Origin of the sequence: Dactylosporangium sucinum (assembly GCF_014647515.1) — a bacterium.
In the GTDB taxonomy this organism is placed as follows: domain Bacteria; phylum Actinomycetota; class Actinomycetes; order Mycobacteriales; family Micromonosporaceae; genus Dactylosporangium; species Dactylosporangium sucinum.
The window spans coordinates 1-1,571 of the sequence record NZ_BMPI01000176.1 but is presented as its reverse complement, the minus strand read 5'-3'; the positions used below and the strand labels follow the sequence as shown (position 1 = coordinate 1,571).

Here is a 1,571-nt window from a genome sequence, read left to right as displayed (position 1 = left end):
GGGCCGAGGGCCAGTGCGGGCAGGTAGGTCAGGGCGACCACGACGATCGTGACGCCGACCACCATGCCGACGAACAGGGGTTGGTAGGTCTTGAGCGTGCCGGTGGTTTCGGGTACGGGTTGCTGGCGGGCGAGGGAGCCGGCCAGGCCGAGGATGAAGATGATCGGGAGGAACCGGCCCAGCAGCATGCACAGGCCGAGCGCGGTGTTGTAGAACTCGGTGTTGACGCTGATGCCGGCGAAGGCGGAGCCGTTGTTGTTCGACGCTGACGTGAACGCGTACAACACTTCGGACAGGCCGTGGGCGCCGGTGTTGAGCATCGATGAGCGGGCCTGCTTCGAGGCCATCGCGACGGCGGTGCCGACGAGGACGAGGGCCGGGGTGGTCAGCAGGTACAGCGACGCGAACTTGATCTCCCGCGCGCCGATCTTCTTCCCGAGGTACTCCGGGGTCCGCCCGACCATCAGCCCGGCCACGAACACCGTGATCACGGCCAGGATCAGCATGCCGTACAGGCCGGAGCCGGTGCCGCCGGGGGCGACCTCACCCAGCATCATGTTCAGCATCGTGATCATGCCGCCGAGCGCCGTGTAGGAGTCGTGGAACGAGTTCACCGCGCCGGTCGAGGTCAGCGTCGTGACCGCGGCGAACGTCGCCGAGTTCGACACCCCGAACCGGGCCTCGGTGCCCTCCGTCGCCGCGCCGACCGCGGTCGGGACCGTCCCGGCCCCGTGCAGTTGCAGCGCGTTGAGGGCGATGACGCTGCCGATCGCGAGGATCGCCATGATGCCGGCGATGGCCAGGCCCTGCCGCCGGTCACCCACCATCCGGCCGAACACGCGGGGCAGGGTGAACGGGATGAGCAGGATCAGGAACAACTCGATCCAGTTCGTCCAGCTCGTCGGGTTCTCGAACGGGTGCGCGCTGTTGGCGTTGTAGAAACCACCACCGTTCGTGCCCAGCTCCTTGATGACCTCCTGGCTGGCCACCGGCCCGCCCGTGATGTGCTGGGTAGCACCGGCCAGAGTGGTCACGTCGGTGCCCGCACTGAGGTTCTGCACCGCACCACCGACGATCAGCAGCGTCGCCCCGATCACCGCGACCGGCAGCAGAATCCGGACACAGATCCGGGTCAGGTCGACCCAGAAGTTGCCCAGCTGGTCCGTCTTCGACCGGGCGAAACCACGCACCAGCGCAACCGCCACCGCGACACCGACCGCCGCCGACGTGAAGTTCTGCACCGCCAGACCCGCCATCTGCACCAGATGGCCCATCGTCGACTCGCCGGAGTACGACTGCCAGTTCGTGTTCGTCACGAAGCTGACCGCCGTGTTCCACGCCTGGTCCGGCTGCACCGGGCCGAAACCCAGACTCAGCCACAGATGGTGCTGCACCCGCTGGAACAGGTACAGGAACAGAATCGACACCGCCGAGAACGCCAGCACGCTACGGGCATACACCCCCCACGACTGCTCACCCTCCGGGTTCACCCCAACCACCCGGTAGACGACACGCTCAACACGCAAATGCCGCACCGACGTGATCGCCCGAAACATGTAATCCCCGAACGG

Annotated in this window: 1 protein-coding gene; it reads right to left on the bottom strand. The window is 67.0% G+C overall.

Going from position 1 to position 1,571, the window contains the following annotated elements; translation table 11 throughout:
- On the bottom strand, window positions 1-1,571 hold a 1,571-nt coding region (kdpA, locus tag IEZ31_RS55640; protein WP_190258271.1), incomplete at both ends, for a potassium-transporting ATPase subunit KdpA.